Origin of the sequence: Gardnerella vaginalis ATCC 14018 = JCM 11026 (assembly GCF_001042655.1) — a bacterium.
In the GTDB taxonomy this organism is placed as follows: Bacteria; Actinomycetota; Actinomycetes; order Actinomycetales; family Bifidobacteriaceae; genus Bifidobacterium; species Bifidobacterium vaginale.
Genome location: NZ_AP012332.1, coordinates 1,030,756 through 1,051,534, shown reverse-complemented (window position 1 = coordinate 1,051,534; position 20,779 = coordinate 1,030,756). Strand labels below are relative to the sequence as shown.

Here is a 20,779-nt window from a genome sequence, read left to right as displayed (position 1 = left end):
AGTAAATAATAATTTTGTAAGGTGGTACTTGTGAAGAACTTCTTCAAAGGAATATCGTTTACGCAAGTGCTGGCTGGTTCTTTAGCAGCTGTTACAGCATTACTTCTATCGTCAAAAATCGGTATAGCAGGATCAGTAATTGGTGTTGCAATAGGTTCGATTGTGTCTGCTGTAGCATCGCAACTTTATCAAAATGTTATTCACGCGTCTTCAAAAAAGATCCAGTCTTCTTCTGCATTAAAATCAGTTTCAAGCCATTATGCAGATGATGACACTAAAGTTGTAAATAATGCACGATTTATTGCATTAGAGGATGATATGCCAGAAGAATATGAGGTTCATGAAGCGAACGAACCTCGCAGAATAAAAACAGTTAGAAAAGTTATGGCTACTGCCTCTGGGCAAAATACTGATAATAGCGTTGATAACACAAGCATTATGGAATTGTCTTCATTAAGAAAGATGAAAGAAGAAGATAATTCGCTTTCGGAAGGAGATTCGGATTCTCTGCTTACGCTAACCGACGCAAAGCGTAGATTAGGCAACAATAGTGATTATGACTATGCAAAGCAGAAAAAATACGTGGATGATGAGTCAAGGTACAAACGACTTACTATTTTAGTTGCTGTTCTTAGCGCTCTTGCTGCGGTGATTATTACTGCTGGCATGGTTCTGTTGTTTACGCAAGGAAAAGGCACTGATAATTTAAACAATTTACCGCAGAATCCTGCGCAAAATAACAATCAGACTAATAGGGGAAATCAGACTCCTGAAAATGGTGAGAATAATCGTATTCAAAATCAGAATCAAGATTCAGGCAACTATTCTAAATCTAATGAAGACAATAAGAATGATGAGAATAGTTCGGATAAAAAACCGTCTGATAAAAAAGATGCGAATAATCATGAAGGAAACTCTTTAGATGATAAAAACTCTTCGAATAGTGGTGATTCAAAGGGTGCGGATGGATTAAACAATTCTGGATCTGACTCAAAATCTAGCGGATCTAAGGGTGATTCTTCACAAAACACAGATTCTGGATCGGCTTCGTCTCCTTCATCTCCTTCTTATTCTTCACCTAATGGTGCAGATGGTGGTACTTCTGTACAGCAGGGAGAATCTGGATCGCAACAATCATCGGGTAGTGGCGAATAATAGTTTTATGCGGCAAGAAATCCATATTTTTACAACAAAAATTGAGGAGTTTACGACACGCCGAGTTTGGTTGGTAGCAAAATCTGTTGTATTCTATCAAAGGTTCGTTTGAGCCGCACAATTAAAAACGGGGCTATGGCGCAGCTGGTAGCGCATCTCCATGGCATGGAGGGGGTCGGGGGTTCGAATCCCCCTAGCTCCACAATTTGAAACGTCACTTCTAAGCGAGGTGGCGTTTTTTGTTATATTTCGATACGTATCCTATATACTTATAAGTCCTAGGTGCATAAACTTTATCGCATAAAATTTATATGCCGTAAATTGTTAAACAAAAGTCGAAAGTAAAAAGTCGAAACTAAAAACTAAAAGTCAAAAATAGAAAATAGAAAATAAAAGATAGAAAATCGGAGGGAAGATTTACATCATGCTAAGACGCTCTTGGAAAACAGTATGCAAAATAGCCAATAATGAGCGTACATCTGGGTTAATTATGCTCGGATTTGCTTTAGCTGGATTAATGCTTGCAAATTTGCCATTTACGTCTCCGATTTTTGAAGCTGTTTCTCACACTCAAATAGGAATTCCGTACACAAATATTCACATGTCGATTAGCCACTGGGTTCAAGACGGCTTGTTAACTATTTTCTTTCTTACAGTTGGTTTAGACTTAAAACACGAGCTTATTGCAGGATCGCTTAGAGACCCTCGCGCGGCAGCAATGCCAATGATTTGCGCGATTGGAGGTATGGTTGTTCCTCCTATTCTTTTTGCGGGAACTGTTACAATATTCTCGGAGTTGCACGCTGGTCAAGAGATTATGCGACTTACTTCTGGAGCGCTTCCGTCTTTAGACATGGTTCGCGCTGGCTGGGCTATTCCTACGGCAACAGATATAGCATTCTCTCTGGCTGTTCTTGCGCTTTTTGCTAAAACGCTTCCTAAAGCCTTGCGCGCATTTTTAATGACTCTGGCTACAGTAGACGATCTTCTTGGAATCGCATTAATCGCATTGTTCTTCTCTTCGCTTAACGCATGGTATTGGTTTGTGGGCGTTGTTTTATGCGGATTAGTATGGACTATGCTTGTGCGATTAAAGCGCGTTCCGTGGCCTGTTGTGGCTCTTGTTGGCTTGCTTGCGTGGGTTATGATGTATCAAGCTGGCGTTCACCCAACTCTTGCAGGCGTAATGGTTGGTTTGCTAACTCCTGCGCATCTTGTTCACGGCGAAAAGTCGCTTAGAGCCGAAAGGTATCGACAGAAAATTCAGCCTTTGTCTTCTTTGTTTGCGCTGCCAGTTTTTGCGCTTTTTGCAACTGGAGTTCATTTTGAAACATTGACTTGGCAGCTGTTCTTGTCTCCAATACTAATTGCGATTACGATTGCGCTAGTTGTTGGAAAGCCACTTGGAATTATGATTACTGCTTGGTTTGCTAAGAAAGTTATTGGCTTGCGCGTTCCAGACGATTTGCGCGTTCGCGACCTTTTGCCTACAGCATGCGCGTGCGGAATTGGTTTTACTGTGTCTTTGCTAATCGCTTCGCTTGCATACAGCGACGCGGATCTTTCGGGTGAAGCACGATTCGGAGTACTAGTGGCGTCTATTATTGCGGCTGCTGTTTCGGGATTTATGCTTGCAAAGCAATCGAATCATATGGAAGAAGAATTAGACGATATTGAAGAGTGACTTTAATGCGTTTATTTAACGCGATTACAAGATGACTAGAAAGTGACTAGAAAGTTCTAAAGGTGACTTATGGTTTCTAATAATAATTTAGATAATTTAGGTAATTTAGATAGTTTAGATAATTCTGGTAAATCTGATAATCCAGATAATTCTTGCGACTTGCGCGCGCAAAGCGAACAAAACTCACCTTGGAAAGACACTTATTACAGCGGTGCGGTAATGATGCGCGGGCCAATGATTCCTAAGGAAAGCACAACGGAAACGCTATTGCAACACGATTTGCCTAACGGAGATTTGCAAGATAATCATGCGTGGCAAGGACTTGACCCTTGGAGAGTTCTTAGAATACAAGCCGAATTTATTGATGGTTTCGACGCTTTAGCAAAACTTGGATTAGCTGTTAGCGTGTTTGGCTCTGCACGAATAAAGCCAGACGATCCAGAATACAGTAGCGCTCGCATAATGGGCAAAGAGCTTGTAAAACGCGGTTTTGCTGTGATTACGGGCGGAGGTCCTGGAATTATGGAAGCGGCAAATCGCGGAGCGGCAGAAGCTGGCGGAACAAGCGTGGGGTTAGGAATCGAATTGCCTCACGAGCAGGGCCTAAATCAGTGGGTGAATCTTGGAATGCAATTTCGTTACTTTTTTGTTCGCAAAACAATGTTCCTAAAATATTCTTCGGGAATTATTGTGTGCCCAGGCGGTTTTGGCACAATGGACGAGCTTTTTGAGTCGCTTACGCTTGTTCAAACGCATAAGGTTTCTAAAATTCCTGTTGTTCTTTTCGGCAGTGAATATTGGAAAGGCCTTATGAATTGGATTGAAACTACAGTTAAAGAAAGAGGACTTATATCGTCTTTTGACCCTAGTTTGCTTGCGACTACAGACGATCCTCTAGAAGCTGTGCGAATTGCAACTGGAGACAAGTTTATTAATTAGTCTTAGCTAGTTTTGGCTAGTTTTCCTTCATTTTTCGCTCATTTATAAGCGTTGTAAGTTGCCAAATTTCTTCTCCAACGTCGATTCCGCGTGGGCATTGCCTGGAGCATGCTCGCACGGATTGGCACGCGCTTATGCCGTCGCTAGAATCCGCCAAGTCTAATCTTCGATTAGTGGCGTTATCTCTAGAATCGTTAATAAATCGCGCAGCATTTATAAGTGCTGCAGGTCCAATAAACGCTTCTCCGCCTGCATAGACTGGGCAAATTCCTTCACACACGCCGCACATTATGCAATTGCTTAAAAGCTCAAACTTTGCAAGCTGCTCTGGGTGCTGCAAAAACTCAATAATCGCAAGTTTTCCGCTGCTGTTTCTTGTTTGAACATCTTGCGCTTGCAAATATGGCTCGAGTCTTTTAAGCTGTGCAATCATTGGGGAAAGATCGCAAATAAGATCTCTTTGAATAGGAAAGCCTGAAAGTGGCGCAACCTCAATAATGCCAAAGCTTCCATTTTGGATTAGTGAAGATATCTCTTGAGATTGAACTTGCAGATTGTGATTTTCATCGGCTGTTGGTGTTGGTGTTGCGGTTGCTTGCGACTTTACGCTACCAGTTTTTCTAAAACCGCTTGATCTAACACCTTGAGTTTGTGTATTTTGCCTAGCGTTTTGGGCGATTGTGGCTGTGCAAAGTAAAGTGGGCATGCCGTTTACGTTTGCAGCATCCGATCCGCAAACGCCGTGACCGCAAGAGTATCTAAATGCCAAAGTGGGGTCTATTGTGCGCTTAATTTTAAGCAAGCAGTCTAAAATCGTGTCGTTTTTGCGCGCGCGAATCGTATAATCTTGAATCCAATGTTTTCCGCTTAATGGTTTAGCTGGTAAATCGCCAGAATTTTGCGTTGAAAATGGGCTACTTTTGCGCTTTTTTGCAAAAGGGCTTTCTCGGTGCCTTCTAACTAAACCAGGGGAGTTAGTGGAGGCGATTGGTGCTGAATCGGTGGCTGAATCGCAAGCAACCGCTGAATCGCAAGCAACCGCGGAGTCGCAAGTAACCGACGAATCGCAAGAATCGTCATTTGGCGTAAAACGAGATACGCGAAAAGTCACAAAAGCTTCATCGCTTGTAGTGCAATCTTGATTATTAGAATGCGCAAAGTTGCGTCTAAAATCGTCAACCATTTGCGCATACCTCCAATTCATATAATTCTAGTTTGCCATAATACTTGCACAGAAATACTTGAGCGAAAATGCAGAAGCAGAAATACTTGAGCGAATCACAGAAGTAGCAAAAATGTTGGCTGCGCCTAACGTTAGGCTTAAATTATGACAGATGCTTTGTTTTTGCTGGATACGAATAAAGACGATGCGCCCGTTCTTGCAAATGGGATTGAAGAAGGGTGGACTCTTAGCTTGCCTCAACACGTTAAAAGGCACGCAATAAGCGCAATGCGACTTTCGGATGGCGATTCGCTAGACCTTTCGGACGGCAAAGGAGTGCGAATTCACGCAACGATTACAGACAGCGAAAACGGCTTAGTTAGAGTAGATTCGTTCATAAAAGAACCAGCGCCAACAACCCGATTAACGCTTATTCAGGCTCTCGCAAAAACGGGTCACGACGAGCAAGCAATAGACATGGCTACCCAAATTGGTGTAGACGAAGTAATTCCTTGGTGCGCAAATAGGTCGATTTCAAAATGGAAGCCAGGGCGCACAGATAAGCGATGGAATCAAGTGCTTGAGGCTGCAACGGAGCAATCGCGCAGAGCGTGGATTCCACAGCTTTTAGAGCCAGTTACAAGCAAGCAGATTCTAGCGATTTGTAGGCGTGCATGCGTTTATGGAAGCCTTGTAGTTGTTTTGCATCAAGACGCAACGGATTCTTTTAGTCAAATCGAAAACTACGTAAACGACTTAACGGAAAAATGCTTAAAAGATGGCAAAACGCGCACTGTTTATGTAGTTGTGGGGCCAGAAGGCGGAATTAGCGAAGAAGAAGTGCAAAGTTTTATAGACGCTGGCGCCAAAAGTTGCGTTTTAGGAAGCAATATTTTACGCGCATCTACAGCAGGGCCAGTATGTTTATCGTTGCTTTCTAGAGCACTTGGCAGGTATGAGTAGTAAGCAATTTTTGCAAGCTTTGTGCGTGTTTTGTGTAAAATAGTAAATGGTGTTCGGCAATAAGAATTGCAACAAGAATTGCAATAAGAATTATTGAAAAGTGGGCAAAATAATGGATAAAGCATGCAAAACATACAAAACTGACGACGATTGCATTTTTTGCAAGATAATTGATGGGCAAATCCCAAGCAGCAAAGTGTATGAAGACGATGAAGTAGTGGCTTTTAAAGATATTAATCCGCAAGCCAAGGTGCATGTTTTGATTGTTCCGCGCAATCATTACAAGAATGTTGCAGATCTTGCTCAAAATGATTCTGATGTTTTGGCTCATATTGCATGCGTTGCGCAAAAAATTGCAAACGACTTTTATAATGGCGATTATCGCCTTGTTTTCAACACTGGTTTGGGAGCTGGTCAAACCGTGTTCCATGTTCACGCTCATGTTTTAACAGGCGAAAAACTTGAAGAAGGTAGTTTATAAATCGTGGCAAATAGTACAACGCGTATTGTTCAAATTCCAAGCGAATTAAGCCCAGTTGCTGTTTTGGGAGCAGCAGATTCAAACTTAAGAGAGTTGGAGAAAGCTTTTCCAAGCATAGATATTTCCGTTCACGCGGATTGTGTGAAAATCGTATCTAGAAGCGCAAGAAGTGAAGAAGACGCTTGCAAAGCCGAACACGCGTTGCGCAAAATAGTTGATTGCGCTTACGAAGCTCCTGTTGATTCTTATGCTGTAAAACGCATGTTAGAAAGAGATGTGCTTAAAGGTAGCGAGCATAATGTGCGAATCGATAGAATTGGGCACAATGGCGGAGTTTTAGGCGGAGCGTTTAGCGGATTAAAGTCTTTTGGTAATGGAACTGAATCTGGCTTTGGAACTGGCGCAATGGAAAGCGATTTTGCGCGCGGTTCTGCCGATTTAATGCCATCTAGTGAAGATGCTAAAAGGCGCGCAATGAGCAGAAAAGCGCGAATGGCTAAAGGTGTTATAACGTTTGCAGGAGGAAATCCTGTTCGCGCAAAAACAGCGGGTCAAACAGCTTATATTCAAGCAATGGAATCAAATACTGTAACGTTTGGAATTGGGCCTGCTGGTACTGGAAAAACGTATTTAGCGGTTGCTAAGGCTGTTAGAGCTTTAGAAGATGGGCGAGTGCGAAGAATAGTGTTGACGCGCCCTGCTGTAGAAGCTGGGGAAAATCTTGGATTCTTGCCTGGAACGCTAAACGACAAAGTAGACCCATATTTAAGGCCGCTTTATGACGCGCTTTCCGACATGTTGGGAGCGCCGCAACTTAAGCGATACATGGACGAGAACGTTGTGGAAGTGGCGCCGCTTGCATACATGAGAGGTCGCACGCTTAATGACGCTTTTGTTATTTTAGACGAAGCGCAAAATGCTACTGTTCAGCAGCTTAAGATGTTTTTGACGCGTCTTGGATTTAACACCACAATGGTGATTACAGGGGATAGAACGCAAGTTGATTTAGCGGTTCCAAAATCTGGATTAGCTTCGATTGAGAACGTGCTGAAAGACGTTAAAAGCATTGCGTTTGTTCACTTAAATGCGCAAGACGTTGTTAGGGCCGAGCTTGTTGGGCGAATCGTAGAAGCGTACGAAGCGTGGGAAAATCGCGAGGCTGATTTTAGGCGCGAGAAGGCTAGAAATAGGAAAAGTCTTGAGTCGCAAGCAGCCAACGAATCGCAAAATCTTGAGAGGAATATCAAGTAATAATGAGTGTTGAAGTGATGAACGAAACCGTTTGGCAAATCGACCCAAAAATATTCTCCGACCTTGGAATGTGGGTTTTGCAACAAATGCGAGTAAGCGTTCAATCCGATTTGTCAATTACTTTTGTGGACCCAGAGCCAATTGCTAGTCTTCACGAAAAGTGGATGGACTTAGAAGGTCCTACAGACGTTATGAGCTTTCCAATGGACGAGCTGACTCCTGGAAGCGACGACAAAGTGAGTGAAGGAATGCTTGGAGACCTTGTGATTTGCCCGTGGGTGGCGGCTCAACAGGCAGCAGCGGCAGGGCATAGCACAATGGAAGAGATGCTATTGCTCACGATTCACGGAATGTTGCATTTGCTTGGATACGATCACACTACGCCTCAAGAAGAAAAGCAGATGTTCGGCTTGCAAAGGCAGCTTTTGCTAACGTTCTTTGCAGCTAGATCTGGCGAACTTTACGACGCCACTTTGCCAGATGGTGCTGTAAATGAGCTGGAAGAATACGAGAAAAATCATGCTAAATAACATTACAATTCCGCCGATTCCCGATTTGCCTGCACATATGTGGGCTTGCTTGTGTGCAATTGCAATAGTCGCAGTTTTGCTTGTGTGGCTTTCGCTTGCAATGGCGGCGGCGGAAGGGGCTGTGCCAAGAGTCACAAGGTCTAGTCTTAATAATCTTATGATTGAAGAACAAACGAACGATAACGAAAGTCAAGTCGTTCGCTTGAGGAAGCTTGCTAGAATTCGCAGAGCAAAAAAGCTTATAGCAGATAGGTATGCTACGAGCGGAGCGTGCGCGTTTGTGCGAATCGTGTGTAATGTGCTGGACGGCGTGGCTTTTTCTGCAATCGCGGCGACTCTTGGTGCGCCTCTTTGGTTAACGCTATTAATCGGGCTAATAGTTGCAATGATTGTTGCAATTGTTTCTGTTCTTGTGCGGCCAAGAGCAGTTGGAGCGGCTCAGCCAGTTTTTAAGCTGATGCGCTTGTCTAGAATAATTTCGATTGCTGTTTTTATGAATCCTTTTGCAAAAATCGCAAGCCGTGGAGATTCGCAAAATCAAAGCCAAAATCATAAGAAGAATGCTGCTCTTTCCGACGACGAAGAGTTGGAAAATATTCAATTAGACCAAGCTAAAGCGAGTATCGATAGGCTTGTGGAAGCAAACGATTTTGACCCAGAAGTTTCAGAGATGATGCGCAACGTGCTTACGCTTTCCGACACGTTAACGCGCGAAATCATGGTTCCGCGAACCGATATGATTTGCGTTAAAAACGACGAAACGCTGGAAAATTTCCTAAAATTGTGCTCAAGATCTGGATTTTCTCGCGTGCCTATAATTGGCGAGTCGGTTGACGATTTGGAAGGAATCGCGTATTTAAAGGATGCTGTGCGCGCAACCGTGTTTAATCCAGCAGCATCTGAGCGCGCGGTTTCTACGATTAGTCGAAGCCCAATGCTTGTACCAGAGTCCAAGCCAGTGGATGATTTGTTCCACGAAATGCAGCGAATCCGCCAGCATGTTGCCGTTGTTGTAGACGAATATGGCGGAATTGCAGGGCTTGTAACGATTGAAGACGCGATTGAGCAGATTGTTGGAGAGCTAGAAGACGAGCACGACCGCACTCAGCACGCGGATCCGCAAGAGGTGAGTAAGGGTGTGTGGAAAATGCCTGCGCGCACGCCTATCGCCGATTTGGAAGATATTTTTGAAGTTCATATAGACGAAGACGATGTAGACACTGTGTTTGGGTTGCTTACCAAGTTGCTTGGAAACGTGCCGATTGTTGGGTCGAGTGCTGTGACGAGAGGTCTTAAGCTAACCGCGGTTGATTCTGCTGGGCGACGCAAGAAAGTCTCCACGATTCTTGTTGAGCGAGATATTCAAGGATTTAAAGATATTCAAGGTCTTAAAGAAGACGATAGCGCTGGAAAGAGCGGCGGAAAGAGTGACAGCAAGGCTGATGCCAAGAATAATGGCAAGAATGGCGATAAAGATAGTAGTAAAGATAGCGAATCATCGCAAGTTGATGGCGATAAATAGTGTTGAATTATGAATGATATGAAAGATGTTAATGATATGAGTGACGATATGGAAGATATGGAAGATATGAATGACGAAATGTTTGCTAATTTAGATCCTTCTCTAAAAGCGAGCGTAGAAGTGCCTGATTTTAACGGCTATAAATCGGGATTTGTTGCTGTAGTAGGCAGACCAAACGTTGGAAAATCAACGCTTATGAACGCGCTAATCGGAACGCAAATCGCAATCGCGTCTTCTCGCCCAGAAACAACGCGCAAGGCGATTCGCGGAATCTTAACAACTCCAAACGCGCAAATGGTGTTAGTTGATACTCCAGGAATCCACAGACCGCGCACTTTGCTAGGCCAACGTTTGAACGATATTGTAGACGAGTCGCTTGCGGATGTGGATGCGATTGCTTTCTTGCTTCCAGCAGATCAAGAGATTGGGCCTGGAGATAGAAGAATCTTGAGCCGACTTCGCTCCGACTTTGCCAAAAAAGACGCGTCTGGAAACTGGGTGTGGAAGGTTCCGCTTATTGGAATCGTCACTAAAATTGATACGCTAAGCCGAGATGAGTTGGTGTCTCATTTGATTGAGATTCAACAGTTTGCTGATTTTACTGATATTGTGCCAGTTAGCGCTTTGGAACGCGACAATGTTGACGAAGTTAAGAAGGTTTTGATTGACAATCTTCCAGAAGGTCCGAAGATGTATCCAGACGATCAGCTTAGCGAGGAGAGTCCTTCTAGCATGATTGCGGAGTTGATTCGTGGGGCTTTTCTTGAGGAGCTTGACGACGAGTTGCCACATTCGCTTGCGGTTGTTGTAGATAGCATTGTGCGCCCAGGAGATGGGGACTATACGCAATATAGCGATAATAAAGCGCATGTGATTGTGTCGGTGTATGTTGAGCGCGATTCGCAAAAGCCGATTATTATTGGGCGCGGTGCGGAGCATCTTGTGCGCGTTAAGAAGCGTTTGCGCACTGCGGTGAATCGTATTACGGGCGCTAAAGCTGTGCTCGATTTGCATGTGAAGGTTGCAAAGGGGTGGCAGAGTGACCCTAAGAAGCTTGAGCGCTTGGGGTTCTAGCGCGACGACCTGTCTTTTCGCTTAGAGCGTAGCGCGAAAAGGCAATTCGGAGCGCTGAGCTTGCTTAAGGTTGAAAGCACGGTGTGCTTTCAACGCAAGCGAAGACGTTCGCACGGCTAATCCGTGCGAACGAGGACCTGCCTTGTAGTGTGTTTGTACCTAAAATACGGCGTGTTGTCATACAAACGCACTACATGAAGCGTCGTTTTTTCCGCATTTTGTTGCTGATTTTCGTGTGTAGAGCTACAAAAAGCGGGATCGTGTGTAGATACAAAAAACCGCGGAAGACTAGTCAATTATAAGACCAGTTAACCGCGGTTTTATTTTTGTTTTTTAGTTTTGATTATGGGCGACGATGGCGAGCGAAGTAAGTGCCGCCTCCGATTGCTGCGATTCCTGCAACAACAGCCGCTAGAGCTGCAACAACCTTAAGCGTAGTGTTGTTGGATGCGCTTTGCGCTCCGTCTTGTGCGCCGCCAGAAGCTTGAGCGTTCTTAGACTCATCCTTGGATTCACTAGATTCACTCTTGGAATCATTCTTGGATTCGCTCTTAGACTTGCTCTTTGCAGAATCCTTTGCGTCGTTCTTTGCATTATCCTTATTGGACTCGCTCTTAGCAGCAGAATCCTTAGCAGCATCTTGTGCTTTAGCAAGATCTTTAGCAAGATCCTTAGCTGCAGCTTTAGAGCCAGATGCAAGAGCAGCTGCTATGCGGTTAGCGCTGCTTGCGCTAAGAGTGTTAGTGTGCGCAGCTCCTGCAACATTATTCGCTGCAACGCCATTATCATTTTGAGCATTTGCACCGTTAGCACCGTTAGCATCGTTTGCGCTTTGCGATTGTGCAGCTGGAATAGCAGCGTGGAATCCGAGTTGCTCATTTCCGAACAAGTTGTTTGCGTATCCTGCAAGATACTGGTTGTAGTAGTTCTCGAAGGATTCGCTAGAACTTGTACTGTTGCTCGTGTTATTCTGCGTTGCGCTAGTTGAACCAGTATTCTGATTAGCGTTGCCCGATTCTACTTCTTTAGATGGGGTAGGAGCAGGCGTTAAATCTGTGCTTGCGTCATGAGACGGATTTGTTTGTGGCACTGTTGGAGATTCATTATTACCACCATTATTGCCACCATCACCATTATTCTCATTATCTGAAGTCACCAGCGAATTTACGTCCTTTAAAGTCTTATCTAAAGTACTAGTAGATTCATTAAGAGACTGTTCCACTGCATCAAGCGTTGTAAAACGAAGAATAAGCGTATTCTCAAAATTATTGAAGCTTTGATTTACGGCAGCAAAAGTAGCGTTGTACCTTTCAATTACGTTATTTTTAGCTCCAGCCAAAAGCGTCTTAACTTTCTCATGCAATTCAGCAACTTTTTGCTTTGCTTGCAAAACTTGCATTTTAACGTTTTCAGCCTTTTTCTTTGCTGATTCAAATTGGCTTTGAGCTTCTTTTGTAATGCGTTGTGCTTGCTCAATAGCAGACTTTGCTTCATTAGCTTTTTGCTTAGCTTGAGCGGCTTTAGCAGCAGCATCAGATACTAACTTAGTTGTATTCGACTTAGTAGCATCAGCTTTATTCTTAACTTCGGTTGCTGCAGCTACCTGCTGTTCAGCATCTTGAACTTGCTTTTGAGCTTCTGTAACTTTTCTGTTAGCAGAATCAATTTGTTGGCTTGCATCTTCAATTTGCTTCTGTGCTTTGTTAACTTGGCTTTGAGTTTCCGCAACTTTCTGTTCAGCTTTTTCCTTAGTTTTGTTTGCAAGATTGAATTGTTTCTCTGCTTCACTAACTCTGTTACGAGCAGAATCAAGCAACCGTGTGACACTATCAACAGTTTCATCTTGTTTCGTGACCTTCTCGTTGGCTTCTGCCAAGTTTTTAGCAGCATCATTAGCTTTGATTTGCAAATCGTCTTTAGTAGATTTGAGTTGCTTTACAGATTCTTCAAACTCCCTGATTTTAGCTTGCTTTGCTTCACCAGTTAACTGAGATTGTTTCTCGGCTTCTTCTACATTTGTGCTTGCAACTTTATACTCATTCTCGTATTTCTTTGCTTCAATAGTGAGCTTTGCAAATTCTTCTTGAGATTTTTTTAACTCGTTCTTAGCGCTATCAAAATCGTATGCAGCATTTGTGAAAGCATCCAAGGCGATTTTATTTGGTAAGTTCTTAGCATTCGCAGCATCTATTGAGCTACTAAGAGTTTTAACCTTTCCATTTAGATGCGTGTACTTTGTTTGCCACTGCTGAGCAAGCTTTTTTGCAATAGCTGCATTTTCTTCGATTCCCCAGTCTGCGTTAGGGTCGCCATATTTTTTAGCTTCATTATTTGCTTTTTCTTTCTCGGCTTTTACATGTTCTAATTCTTGTTCTTTTAGCCCCTTAGCGCTCTTTTTGTCTGGCAAATTCAAATCGTATTGTACTTTTCGAAGATTGTACTTAGCTTCAAACAAATTTGCATTTGCTTTATTTGCTTCAGCATTCAGCTTTTGCAATTTAACGATTTCATCTGCATCTTCAGAGGCGCTTCCAGCAGCTTTTTCTTGTTTTAGACTGTTCTCATAACCATCAAGAAGCTCTTTATATTTGGCAACGCTAATCGAATATTCATTGCTTCCGTGCCACACAGCAACATCTTCATTTTTTGTAACAGTTTCTTGTTTCCCGCCAGAAGGTCTAGTCATTTCTTGAATATATAAATCGCCTTCTGCGAAACCGCCAGCACTTATATCTTTTCTAGCAAAAGTAGTGTAATGACCTACGGAAAGACTAAATAAATTAGTTAGCTTGCCATTTTCGTCATTTTCTTCGAATAATCTTGTGTTTGGATTTTGGCTTAATTTCATTCCAAAATCATATTGATTGTCCCTAAGGAATTGCTTACCAGCTTCAGAAAGCTTGTTTTCAATCTTTGTATCGCCATTGAATGTATAGAAGATTCCTGTATCTCTAGCCTCTTCATAGCGATTCTTTTCAATCGTATACCAGCCGTCTAAGGCATTCCACTTATTATCTGTAGGTTTAGGTTCCGTGCTTTGCGTTTTAATTTGCTTTGAGCATGAAGTTTTACCGTCGTCTAGAACTTTGCAATCGTTATTTGAATATTTCATTCGACCATTTTTATGCCCGTCGTAATCTCCCCACGCAAGATTTTCTGCAGTTTTGTACGGTGTAGTGTCCATAACACTAGCGTTATCATACTTTTCATGGTTTACTGCATGATTATTAATAGCAGCAGAGTAGAAGGAATGCACAATGCTTTCGGCAATCAAGCTTAAACGCACGTTTACATTTTGCAACGCGTTGTTATCGTTTCTTCTGTACTCATTTAAAGCATCATAATACTCAGCGGCTTCCTTCATGTTTTGCAAAGAGTCAGCGCTGCCAACTCTACCAAGCCCAGGTTTTACAATATCTTCATACCACGTTGGAGCTTCTATTGTTTGTGCTTCTTTATACGATCCATCTTGGAATTCTTGCCCTGGAATCACATATGATTCGCCTTTAAGAATTTTCTGCGCGCGCTCAGCGTCTGCAATAAGATCTTCGTTTTTGTTATTTTCCTTAGCTTTTTCAGTGTTAATCACATATTGCAAGAACTTGTAGAAGTCAGACTTCTTCTCTAATGAATTTTCTGTATTAGAATCATTTTTGCTTTCAGCATCGTAGACTTTTTCTGCTGCATCTGCTTTTCCTCTAAGATTGTCTAAGTTTTTGTAAGATTCAACTAGCTTTTTGTAATCACCGATTTTTTCTAGTTCTTTTTCTTTAGATTCTAGTTCTTCACTTGTTTTGTTAATTTTCTGGGTACTTGTAGCAAGCGTTTCTTTAATTTTTGTTACTTTTTCTTGAGCTTGCTTATAAACGGATTCTTTCTCTTTAGCAATTTGTTTTACTTTTTCCAAATCCGTATTGCTTAAAGCAGAATCAGACTTTTTAAGTTGCTCTAACTGTGCTTGTTTTTCTTTTAATTCTGTTTCTTTGTCTTTAAGCTCATTATCTGTTTTCTTCTTTGCTTCTTCAAGAGATTTTGCGCTTTCAACTAAAGAGGTATAAGATGACTTTTCTTTTTCAAGATTTTCTTTAGCTGCGTTTAGATTCTTGTTTTCTTCATTCAGATTTGTTTTTGCTTCATCTACAGCTTTTTGGGCATTTTGTAGTTCGTTTTGATTTTGTTCAAGTTGTGTTTCTGCTTGCTTCTTTGCATTTTCGGCGTTACTTGCCGCTAATTGTGCATTTTCTTTAATTTTTTCGGCTTCGTCAACTATCTTTTGAGCTGCATCTACTTTTTCTTTAGCTTCTGCATCTTGCTTCTTTGCATCCTCTGCATCTTTTTCTGCTTGATTTTTCGCTTCTATAGCTTCGGATGCTTTTTTGGATGCGTCTTCTACTTTTTTATTTACTTTTGCAAGATTGCTATTTGCGTTTTTAACAGCTTCATCGGCTTTGCCTACTTCTGTTTTGGTTTCTAACTCAAGCTTTTCAGCTTCTCTTGCGAGTTCATTTGCTTTAGCTTCCTGTGGATCAGGATTCTCATGATTAGCATTAATTTCAACATTTGCATTATCTGAGTTTTGATTTACAACATCGGCATTTGCCACATTTGCCATTGCGAATAATGCCAGTGAACTTGCGCCTAAAGATATAGCGGCTGCGATTTTAGCATTCATAAAACCTCTCCTCATGTTTGATAATAGGAAATCGCTAGTTTTCGTGTTTTTGAACAAGATTTTTAGCAATTTCTTGCCGTTCGTCTTGTTTTGGAAAACATATTTTCTACCGGGGGGGGGGTATCAAGTTTTCAACGCGATTTTATCAAATACCTATGGATTAAATCTGCGCGAGCGACATTCTCTGTTTGCCTCAGATTTGTTATATATGTCTCGGAGGTGAGACATTTGTAACGCTTTTTGGGTCAAATTTGTTAGATTTGCATCATTGATGAGACATTTGTAACGCTTTTTGGGTCAAATCCGTTAGATTTGCATCATCGGTGAGGCAAATCTAACGCTTGTCGTAAGTCAACTCAGTCTAGTCTCATACTTACAAGCTAGCCTTTATCCACATTGATCGAAATCTATTGCACATTCATTGCTTATCTCATAATCTCAGGCTTATGAAAAAGTCTAACGTTAAAAGCATGCTCGAAAAAGCTGAGTTTGAGCATCGTTGTTTTCATCCAATCAGCAATTCGCAAAGGCAGTGTGTGTATAGGTACACTAGGGCAGGATCGCTTGTGAGAGTATTCCCAGGTCTTTACGCAAGAACAGAATATTGGCAAAATCTGTATACAGCTGAGCAAATTCGACATATAGCGTTTTCTTTGATGGATATTCATCCAGACTGGAAATTTACAGGGGTTACTGCTGCTGCGCTAATCGGCTACGATGTTGTGAATGATTATGATCACATAACATATGATTATAAAACTGATTATAAAACTGATAAAAATAGTGATTGCGTCAAAATGCTGCCGTCTCAGTCAATTCCAATTTACGTTCGCACTATAACCAGAAAGTCTGCAAATGATAATCCGTTGTTGCGTAGAATTAATGCAACAGGCAGAGAGATGGATGGCACTAGTGATGATGTTCGAATTGTGCGTGGAAGGGAGGGAAGTGGCGGTCGCTTCGTTGTTCTTTCGCATTTAAGCGACAATATAGATTACGGAGTTCGAAGTCATATTGTAGATAAGAGCACAATGCTTTTCGATGTTGCAAATAGCATGAATTTTAGATCAGCATTGTCGATTTTCGATTCTGCTGCTCGCGATAATGTTGATTTTGCTAAAGTCATCTCTATTTGTGAAAGTAGATATTCGACTTCGGATATTAATAATTATAAAAGTGTTTCTGCTGCAACAACCTCTGATTTATTTGAAAGCACATTTTTTGGAAGTTGCTGTGAAACTAGAATAGACAAGTTTCTCTCGCTTAGACGCCTTTGTTGTTTTGCAAATAGATTAAGTGAAAACGGCGGTGAATCGTTCGCGCGAGGAACGATGATTTCGCTCGGATTTATGGTGCCAGAATTGCAACGCGAGTTTATATTGCCGCACTCAGGTGGCAAGTATAGGTGTGATTTTTTGTGGCGGCTTCCCAATGCTGAGTTGATTGTTGGCGAGTTTGACGGGCATTCAAAGTATTACGTTGATTTCGATAATCCTAGTCATACTAACGTCGATTTTAATTCGTCATGCGATAATCGAATGTTGCGTAAATCGTATAATCCTAGTGTTATTAATCGCAATATTGACCGGCAGGCTGAGCGTGAAGCGTTGCTTATGAAGGAGTGTGGAGTAAGCAGGATTGTGCGTTTTACCATTTCGGATATTGTTAATCCTAAAAGGGTTGAGAGTAAGCTGATTGATGCAGGAGTTCCTAGGATTATTAAAATGCTGTGATTTATGCGAGCGATGGTGTATGTGCGCTGATTTTGTGAAGTTAGATTTGTCTCGAGTGAGCGACGTTCTTTGTTTTCTGTTGCGAGATGGCTGGATTCGTTATATATGTCTCGGAGGTGCGACATTTGTAACGCTTTTTGCCCTAATTTCGTTAGATTTGCATCACTGATGAGACATTTGTAACGCCTTTTGGCTGATTTTCGTTATATTTGTCTCGGAGGTGCGACAAATATAACGCATGAAGCATGGGGTAGATGCAAAAAGCGGGATCGTGTGTAGATACGAAAAACCGCGGAAGACTAGTCAGTTATAAGACTAGTTAACCGCGGTTTTGGGCGATTTGCGAGTTACGCTTTAGGCGCTACTTCTTGCGAATCGTATACATTTGCGTGTTAAGCAGATTAGCGTATTTCTTAATAACGCGCGGGCGGATAATCTTCATAGAAGCCGTCATCAAACCGTTTTCTTGAGTAAACTCTTCTGGCAGAATAATGAACTTTCGCACAGATTCCGCGCGCGATACGTCCTCGTTTGCAATATCCACAAACTTTTGGATTTCCGCGCGCACAACCGCGTTATTTGCGGCGTCTTCCATGCTCATAGTCTCGTCCAAGCCCTTGGTCTTAAGCCAATTGCGTAAAATCTCCTCGTCTAAAGTCACAAGAGCAGATATAAATGGTCTTTTATCTCCAAGAACAAGAGCTTGAGATACAAGTTCGCAACGCTTAATCACTTCTTCAATAGGACCCGGAGCCACATTCTTGCCGCCGGCAGTAATAATCAAGTCCTTCTTGCGACCAGTAATGTAAAGCATGCCATCGTCGTCAATGCGACCCAAATCGCCAGTAGCATACCATCCGTCTTCTGTAAACGAAGTTTCTGTCGCCTCTTCATTCTTGTGATACTTCTTAAACACGCAAGTGCCCTTAATTTGCACTTCGCCATCTTTAGCAATTCGCAAAGTGAAAGCTGGGAAAGCAATGCCAACAGAGCCTTCACGGAATGGAACGCCAATAGGAGTAAACGCGCACGGGGCAGTGGTTTCCGTAAGACCATAGCCCTCGTAAACTGGCACGCCTGCGCCGCGGAAGAACGCTAGCAGCTCTGGATCCAGTGGTGCACCGCCAGCAACAATCCAGCGCGCACGCCCACCAAGCGCTTGGCGAATCGGGCGGTAAACCAGTGGATCGTAAGCAGCGCGGCGAGCCTTTGTTAGCGCCTTAGCGTCTCCAGAATCCTGTACTTCCTTCATGTATTGCTGAGCTGTAACAACAGCACCCTGGAAAGCAAGTCCCTTAGCACCATGACCTGCCTTTTGCGAAGCCGCATTATACACTTTTTCGAGCACACGAGGAACAACAATCATAACTGTTGGTTTTGCGACTTGAAGGTCAGATATAAGCGTTGTAATGCCTTGCGCAATGTAGATTCTAAGCGTGCTAGCAACAACAATATAGTTGATTGCACGCGCAAACGAATGGGCTTGAGGTAAGAATAGAAGCACAGAACCGTTAGGCTCGCTAAGCAAGTCCGGCAAGTAAGTTGGCAAGTTTAACGCGGTTGTGCAGTAATGCTCATGCGTCATTTCCACGCCTTTTGGCGCAGCCGTAGAGCCAGAAGTGTACACAATAGAGCACAAGTCGGTTTTTTTAACCGAGTCAATTCGCTCGTCTAGTTCTTCGTCGCTAACGGAGTATTCAAAGGCTTGTAGTTCCGCCAATCCGCCTGTTTCTATGCAAATAATGCGCTCAAGGCTTGGGCATTCTTCAATAGCTCCATCTGCCTTGTCTTTCATTTCAGTTGTGCCAACAATCAAAAAGCGCGAGTCGGAGTTGTTTACAATGTTGCGAATTTGCTCGGCAGAATCCGTATCGTAAATTGTAGCCAACACGCCTCCGCAAGCCATAACTGCAGCATCAACAACATCCCACTCATACGAGGTTTTGCACATTAACGCAACAGCGTCGCCTTTGCGCAATCCATAGTGAATCAAGCCTTTTGCGGCTTTTCTAACTTCTGTAAGGAACTGGTTGGCTGTTTTTGTAACCCATTCATCGTTTTCTTTGTATGTGTAAAGTGGATCATCTCCCATTCTTGCTGCCCTGTCTGCATACAAGTCGTAGATGCTTGTGCCTTCGTCTAATGGCGGATTTCCGTCCGTTTTTGTGGTTAGCAAGCCAGTTTGTGGGTCTAGGAAAGTGGTGGTTTGTAGTTGAGAACCCCATTCGTCTACTCGTGGAAGATACTGATTTTGCTGAAGCAGATTATTCTGTTTATTCTGTGATCCGTCTTGCTGATCTTGTGGAATAGAATAGTCTGGTTCTCCTGCGATGTCGTCGCTTACTGGGTGCGCGAAGTTGCTGCCAATTTGCAAAGCCTTACGAGCAAGATTGAAAGCTTGCTGCTGGAGTGTATTTAGGACGGACACATCTGCTCCTTAATTTTGCTAAATGCTTAAATTTGCTAATTTATTTTGGTTAAATCAGCTTGTTTCGAGCACATATTTGTTATGCGCCTTTGACTATATATACATGATAATCGTTGGTGTGATTCAAGTCACCTTTTGGTGTTGGATTTGACTTTAGACTTTATCTGTCTAAGTGTTTTTATAGACTAGATAAGTTGCTTTGGCGAGGGAATAACACTGCGATACTTGCGATAGGCGCTTTGCGATTCGTTGGTTGCTTGCGATTGTTGTGTAAGTTCCGTTATCGACTGGGCTGATAGCCAACTTATGGTGGTTTTCGGCGCGTCGGTGCGCCTGAAGCTGGATTTAAATAAGATTATCCGCATAATCCAGACCATAAGGAGACCGATATGGCTACAAAGATTACACTTGAAGGCGAAGTTCGCAATGAATTCGGTAAGGGCGTTGCTCGCCGTTTGCGTGTTGCCAATTTGATTCCAGCCAGCATTTACGCTGGTGGTGCTGAACCTGTACACGTGACTCTTCCAATGAGGGAGACTACTCTTTCTCTTCGTCACGCAAACGCTTTGTTCACTATTAAGTTCGGCAATGAGTCACGAATCGCAGTTGTTAAGGACGTTCAGCGCAACCCTGTTAAGCGCATCGTTGAGCACATTGACTTCTACGAAGTTAAGGCTGGCGAAAAGATTGACGTTGAGGTGCCAGTGTTTGTTGAAGGCACTCCAAAGGGTGCTGCTGTTGCATTCGTAGACGTTCAGGAGCTTAAGGTTCGCGCAGACGTTGCCAACTTGCCAGAGCGCTTGGTGGTTAATGTTGACGGCTTGACCGATGGCACCAAGGTGTTTGCTAAAGATGTTAAGCTTCCTGAGGGCGTTGTGCTCGACATGGATGGCGAAGAGTCTGTTGTTAGCGTTACTGTTCCAGAAGATGCTGCTACAGAAGAGACAGCTGCCGCTCCTGCTGCCGATGCTGCCGCTCCTGCTGCAGAAGCTCCTGCAGCCGAGTAAGGTTTTGCTTAGGATTTTCTAAGATTTTATAAGCCGCGCATAGTCAAGATTTTCTTGGTTTGCGCGGTTTTTTTTTTGAAAAATCGAGAATCTCTACCAAGCATGGTATTTCACTTAGTACAAGAAACACCAAAAACACAGAAATTGCAATGCTTATGGGGGGGGGGTATCCATAGCT

Annotated in this window: 14 protein-coding genes and 1 tRNA gene; 12 read left to right on the top strand and 3 right to left on the bottom strand. The window is 42.9% G+C overall.

What is annotated here, in order from left to right; genetic code table 11:
* Positions 1-30: 30 nt before the first annotated feature.
* The 4 genes from GAVG_RS04035 (at position 31) to GAVG_RS04020 (ending at position 3,778) form a co-directional block, all read left to right on the top strand.
* Positions 31-1,155: a hypothetical protein gene (locus GAVG_RS04035; protein WP_009994165.1), complete on the top strand. Its 1,125-nt coding sequence runs from the start codon at positions 31-33 to the stop codon at positions 1,153-1,155.
* Between the two features lie 129 nt (positions 1,156-1,284).
* A tRNA-Ala gene (locus GAVG_RS04030) sits at positions 1,285-1,357 on the top strand.
* A gap of 222 nt (positions 1,358-1,579) precedes the next feature.
* Entirely contained in the window at positions 1,580-2,839 is a 1,260-nt protein-coding gene (locus GAVG_RS04025) for a Na+/H+ antiporter NhaA (protein ID WP_004114860.1), read from the top strand.
* A 69-nt stretch (positions 2,840-2,908) separates the two neighbouring features.
* A complete protein-coding gene (locus GAVG_RS04020; RefSeq protein ID WP_009994163.1) occupies positions 2,909-3,778 on the top strand; it encodes an LOG family protein in 870 nt (289 codons plus the stop codon).
* 16 nt (positions 3,779-3,794) lie between these two features.
* Here GAVG_RS04020 and GAVG_RS04015 read toward each other — a convergent pair whose 3' ends face one another.
* Positions 3,795-4,961, bottom strand: coding sequence for a succinate dehydrogenase/fumarate reductase iron-sulfur subunit (locus GAVG_RS04015; RefSeq protein WP_009994162.1), 1,167 nt, complete (start codon positions 4,959-4,961; stop codon positions 3,795-3,797).
* 144 nt (positions 4,962-5,105) lie between these two features.
* Between GAVG_RS04015 and GAVG_RS04010 the strand changes: the two genes are divergently transcribed.
* The 6 genes from GAVG_RS04010 to era all read left to right on the top strand — a co-directional run bounded on the left by GAVG_RS04010 (position 5,106) and on the right by era (position 10,761).
* Entirely contained in the window at positions 5,106-5,903 is a 798-nt protein-coding gene (locus tag GAVG_RS04010) for a 16S rRNA (uracil(1498)-N(3))-methyltransferase (protein ID WP_004114863.1), read from the top strand.
* Positions 5,904-6,015: 112 nt separating this feature from the next.
* Entirely contained in the window at positions 6,016-6,384 is a 369-nt protein-coding gene (locus GAVG_RS04005) for a histidine triad nucleotide-binding protein (RefSeq protein WP_004114864.1), read from the top strand.
* A 3-nt stretch (positions 6,385-6,387) separates the two neighbouring features.
* A complete protein-coding gene (locus tag GAVG_RS04000; RefSeq protein WP_009994158.1) occupies positions 6,388-7,635 on the top strand; it encodes a PhoH family protein in 1,248 nt (415 codons plus the stop codon).
* Between the two features lie 2 nt (positions 7,636-7,637).
* The gene (gene ybeY, locus GAVG_RS03995) at positions 7,638-8,165 is read left to right on the top strand and encodes an rRNA maturation RNase YbeY (RefSeq protein WP_004113111.1); all 528 of its coding nucleotides are present in this window, start codon (positions 7,638-7,640) and stop codon (positions 8,163-8,165) included.
* Positions 8,155-9,687, top strand: coding sequence for a hemolysin family protein (locus GAVG_RS03990; protein ID WP_009994156.1), 1,533 nt, complete (start codon positions 8,155-8,157; stop codon positions 9,685-9,687). Before ybeY ends, GAVG_RS03990 begins: the two co-directional genes overlap by 11 nt.
* Before the next feature lie 9 nt (positions 9,688-9,696).
* The gene (gene era, locus GAVG_RS03985) at positions 9,697-10,761 is read left to right on the top strand and encodes a GTPase Era (protein WP_009994154.1); all 1,065 of its coding nucleotides are present in this window, start codon (positions 9,697-9,699) and stop codon (positions 10,759-10,761) included.
* 343 nt (positions 10,762-11,104) lie between these two features.
* On the opposite strand, the gene GAVG_RS03980 is transcribed toward era, so the two are convergent.
* Positions 11,105-15,433 (bottom strand): coiled-coil domain-containing protein, encoded by a 4,329-nt coding sequence (locus GAVG_RS03980; protein ID WP_048653128.1) that lies wholly within the window; start codon positions 15,431-15,433, stop codon positions 11,105-11,107.
* Between the two features lie 446 nt (positions 15,434-15,879).
* On the opposite strand from GAVG_RS03980, the gene GAVG_RS03975 reads away from it, so the two are divergent.
* A complete protein-coding gene (locus tag GAVG_RS03975; RefSeq protein WP_004113096.1) occupies positions 15,880-17,166 on the top strand; it encodes a hypothetical protein in 1,287 nt (428 codons plus the stop codon).
* A 361-nt stretch (positions 17,167-17,527) separates the two neighbouring features.
* Here GAVG_RS03975 and GAVG_RS03970 read toward each other — a convergent pair whose 3' ends face one another.
* The gene (locus GAVG_RS03970; protein WP_009994433.1) at positions 17,528-19,594 is read right to left on the bottom strand and encodes an AMP-dependent synthetase/ligase; all 2,067 of its coding nucleotides are present in this window, start codon (positions 19,592-19,594) and stop codon (positions 17,528-17,530) included.
* A gap of 389 nt (positions 19,595-19,983) precedes the next feature.
* Here GAVG_RS03970 and GAVG_RS03965 point away from each other — a divergent pair, with 389 nt between their 5' ends.
* Positions 19,984-20,601 carry a 50S ribosomal protein L25/general stress protein Ctc gene (locus GAVG_RS03965; RefSeq protein ID WP_004114880.1) on the top strand — a complete coding sequence of 206 codons (618 nt, stop codon included), beginning with the start codon at positions 19,984-19,986 and terminating at the stop codon, positions 20,599-20,601.
* Positions 20,602-20,779 lie beyond the last annotated feature (178 nt).

Excerpts from the sequence above, each read along its gene's own strand:
- GAVG_RS04025 (WP_004114860.1), top strand. The coding sequence starts at position 1,580 with ATGCTAAGACGCTCTTGGAAAACAGTATGCAAAATAGCCAATAATGAG.
- GAVG_RS04020 (WP_009994163.1), top strand. The coding sequence starts at position 2,909 with ATGGTTTCTAATAATAATTTAGATAATTTAGGTAATTTAGATAGTTTA.
- GAVG_RS04015 (WP_009994162.1), bottom strand. The coding sequence starts at position 4,961 with ATGGTTGACGATTTTAGACGCAACTTTGCGCATTCTAATAATCAAGAT.
- GAVG_RS04010 (WP_004114863.1), top strand. The coding sequence starts at position 5,106 with ATGACAGATGCTTTGTTTTTGCTGGATACGAATAAAGACGATGCGCCC.
- GAVG_RS04005 (WP_004114864.1), top strand. The coding sequence starts at position 6,016 with ATGGATAAAGCATGCAAAACATACAAAACTGACGACGATTGCATTTTT.
- ybeY (WP_004113111.1), top strand. The coding sequence starts at position 7,638 with ATGAGTGTTGAAGTGATGAACGAAACCGTTTGGCAAATCGACCCAAAA.
- GAVG_RS03990 (WP_009994156.1), top strand. The coding sequence starts at position 8,155 with ATGCTAAATAACATTACAATTCCGCCGATTCCCGATTTGCCTGCACAT.
- era (WP_009994154.1), top strand. The coding sequence starts at position 9,697 with ATGAATGATATGAAAGATGTTAATGATATGAGTGACGATATGGAAGAT.
- GAVG_RS03980 (WP_048653128.1), bottom strand. The coding sequence starts at position 15,433 with ATGAATGCTAAAATCGCAGCCGCTATATCTTTAGGCGCAAGTTCACTG.
- GAVG_RS03975 (WP_004113096.1), top strand. The coding sequence starts at position 15,880 with ATGAAAAAGTCTAACGTTAAAAGCATGCTCGAAAAAGCTGAGTTTGAG.
- GAVG_RS03965 (WP_004114880.1), top strand. The coding sequence starts at position 19,984 with ATGGCTACAAAGATTACACTTGAAGGCGAAGTTCGCAATGAATTCGGT.